The 2,979-nt window shown below is 71.5% G+C and carries 2 protein-coding genes and 2 pseudogenes; all 4 read right to left on the bottom strand.

The genetic code is table 11. The annotated features are described in order from the left end of the window. Positions 1-123: 123 nt before the first annotated feature. On the bottom strand, positions 124-696 hold the full coding sequence (locus CA983_RS42215) for a response regulator transcription factor (protein ID WP_086605930.1): 573 nt from the start codon (positions 694-696) through the stop codon (positions 124-126). 14 nt (positions 697-710) lie between these two features. Further along, positions 711-818 (bottom strand): annotated as a pseudogene (locus tag CA983_RS48650) (ABC transporter permease); the annotation flags it as partial. Then, the gene (locus CA983_RS42210) at positions 815-1,723 is read right to left on the bottom strand and encodes an ABC transporter ATP-binding protein (protein ID WP_086605929.1); all 909 of its coding nucleotides are present in this window, start codon (positions 1,721-1,723) and stop codon (positions 815-817) included. The gene CA983_RS42210 and the pseudogene CA983_RS48650, both read right to left, overlap by 4 nt. Before the next feature lie 143 nt (positions 1,724-1,866). Then, a pseudogene (locus CA983_RS42205) lies at positions 1,867-2,979 on the bottom strand (hypothetical protein); the annotation flags it as partial.

Below are 2,979 nucleotides of genomic sequence, written 5' to 3'. Positions count from 1 at the left end.
GAGTTGGAGGCCTATGCGGATGTTGTACGGGCGGTGGATGAGGGGGCTGCCGAGCGGGTGCGGGGGGAGGCCGCGGCGGCCCGGGCGATGCTCAACTGACGCTGCTCGCCGTAGGGGCCTTGCTTACAACCAGCCCTTTTCCCGTGCTGCTCGAACTGCCTCCGCGCGGTTTCTCACCGCGAGCTTCTGGATGGCTGTGCTGAGGTAGTTGCGGACCGTGCCCTGGGAGAGGTGGAGGGCCGTGGCCAGTTCGGCGTTGGTGGAGCCGTCTGCCGCTGCTCGGAGGACTTCTCGTTCGCGGTCCGTGAGGGGATTGGCGCCCTCTGCCAGGGCCGCTGCCGCGAGGGTGGGGTCGATGACGCGTTCGCCGGCGAGGACCTTGCGGATCGCTTCGGCGAGTCGCGCGGCGGGGGCGTCCTTGACCAGGAAGGCGTCGGCGCCGGACTCCATGGCGCTGCGGAGGTAGCCGGGGCGGCCGAAGGTGGTGAGGATGACCAGCTTCACGGCCGGGAGTTCGGCGTGGAGGCGGGCCGCGGCCTCGATGCCCGTGGCGCCGGGCATCTCGATGTCCAGGAGGGCGACGTCGACGGCGTGTTCGCGGGCCGCGTCCAGGACCTCGTCGCCGCGGACCACCTGGGCGACGACCTCGATGTCCGCTTCGAGGCCGAGCAGGGTGGCCAGGGCCTCGCGGACCATCGACTGGTCCTCGGCGAGCCTGTGATGATCAGGAACAGGACCGAGGGGTAGATCACGGAGACGAACAGGAACTTGCGGTTGCGCAGGGCGCGGGTGAGTTCGAGCTTGATCAGGCTGTTCACTTCGCCTTCGCCTCCTCGGCGGTCGTGATCGCGACGAAGGCCTGCTCCAGGCCGAGCCCGGCGACTTCGAGGTCGCGGGGGTAGAGGCCGAGGCCGTACAGAGCGTGGACGGTGGCGTCGGCGTCGGTGGACTGGATGCGGACGGTCCGGCCGGAGACCGTCAGGGAGGTCACGAAGGGCAGACCGCGCAGGGCGGCCTCGTCGGTGTCCGCGAGGTCGAAGGAGATGCGGCGGGCGCCGGCCTTGGCCTTGATCTCGGCGGCCGTGCCGTCGGCGAGGAGCCGGCCGCGGTGCAGGACGAGGACCCGGTCGGCGACGGCGTCGGCCTCTTCGAGGTAGTGGGTGGCGAAGAGGACGGTCCGGCCCCGGCCGGCCCGCTCGCGCATGGTGGCCCAGAAGGCCTGGCCCGTGGTGACGTCCATGCCGGTGGTGGGCTCGTCCAGGACGATGAGCTCGCTGTCGTCGGCGGTGGCGAGGGCGAAGCGGACGCGCTGGGCCTGGCCGCCGGAGAGCTTGTCGACCTTGCGGTCGGCGATCTGCTCGATGCCCGCGCGGGACAGGACCTCGGAGGGCCGGTACGGCTTCGGGTGCAGGTCGCAGGCGAGCCGCACGAGTTCGGCGACCGTGACCTCGTCCATCAGCCCGCCGCTCTGCAGCATGGCGCCCACGCGCCCGGCGACGATGGCGTCCCGGGGGCTGGTGCCGAAGAGGCGGACCGTGCCGCTGTCGGGCTTCTTGAGGCCGAGGAGCAGGTCGAGGGTGGCGGACTTGCCGGCGCCGTTGGGGCCGAGCAGCGCCACGGTCTGGCCCGGGCGCAGGGTCAGGGTCAGTCCGTCCACGGCCCGGACGCTGCCGTAGCCCTTGCTCACTTGGTCGAACGCGACCACCGGGGCTGTCGTTGTCATGCGGTCATGGTGGCCTCGGGGGTGTGGGCGGTGGCAGTGTCGGGCGTCCGGAGTGCCGCGTGACAGTTGTCATGTCTGCGGGGTGACGACGAGAGCCCCTGCCCTCACCGGGCAGGGGCTCTCGTGCGGCGGGTGGCCGGAGGTCAGTTCGGCTTGGTGTCGATGACTCCGACGCGCTCCGCCGGCGTCTTGCCGCGCAGGGCCTCGCGCAGCGCGGTGACGACGTCCTGCGGCGTGACGTCCCGCTTGCCGCTCGCGCCCTCGATCTGCACGCCCTCGAAGGTCTTGCCGTACGCCTCCTGGAGCGCCTTGAGGTTGTACGTGTCCACCAGCTTGCCGTCGATGGCCTTGAAGCTCAGGATCTTCGGCAGGGACAAGCGGCCGAAGTCGATGCTGTGGGCCGCGTCGGTGCGAACGGTGACGAGGTCGGACATCGCGGGCTGTGCGAAATCCTTGAGCATCCGGTCGACCTCGGCGTTCGAGACCGTCGGCTGCCGGGTGGTGGTCGGGAGGTCCACCGTGCCGGGCGTGCCGGTCTCCACCTGGGTGCGGTACGCCTCCTCCACCGCCGTCGTCGCCCTGGCGAGGTCGATGCCCTTGCCCACCTTGCCGTAGACGGGGACGGCCTTGCCGCCCTTGAACACGATCGTGCCGTCCGTCGACGCGCCGGAGGCGCCCGCCGCATCCTCCAGGGAGGCGTGCAGCTTCTCCTCGTCGACGGGCATGACGGGCTTGACGACGCGGTGGTCGCCGAACAGCGAGCCGATCACGGAGACCGGGTTGTAGTCGCTCTTCGCCGCCGAGTCGGCCGTGGCGTCCATGTCGAACTGGAGGCCCGCCTTGTCCGGGTCGAGGGACACGGTCTTGCCGTCCACCGACAGCTTCAGCGGCTTGCCCACGCGGTCGTCGAAGGCGTCGTCGAGTTTCTTGACCGCGCCGTCGCGGGTCGTGCCGCCGATGTCGACGCCGAGCACGGTGGTGCCCTTGGGCACGTCGGTGCGGTTCATCAGCAGGCCGGCGCCGTAGACGCCGCCGGCGGCGACCAGCACGGCGGCGGCGAGCAGCACGAGCTTGTTGCGCCCCTTCTTCTTCGGCGCCTTCGAGGAGCTCGCCGGGGGCGGGGCGACCGGCTCGGGCAGCTTCGGGGCCGTGTGGGGCACGGGGCCGTCGCCGGGCGCACCCGGGCCGAACGACGAGGCCGCGCCGGGCGGAACGACGGGGATGCCGCTGGTGACGGTGTGCCCGGAGACGTTGTC

The sequence above is a fragment of the Streptomyces swartbergensis genome, from assembly GCF_002148965.1.
Taxonomy (GTDB): domain Bacteria; phylum Actinomycetota; class Actinomycetes; order Streptomycetales; family Streptomycetaceae; genus Streptomyces; species Streptomyces swartbergensis.
The sequence above is the reverse complement of the archived record's forward strand: the minus strand, read 5'-3'. Positions and strand labels throughout refer to the sequence as shown.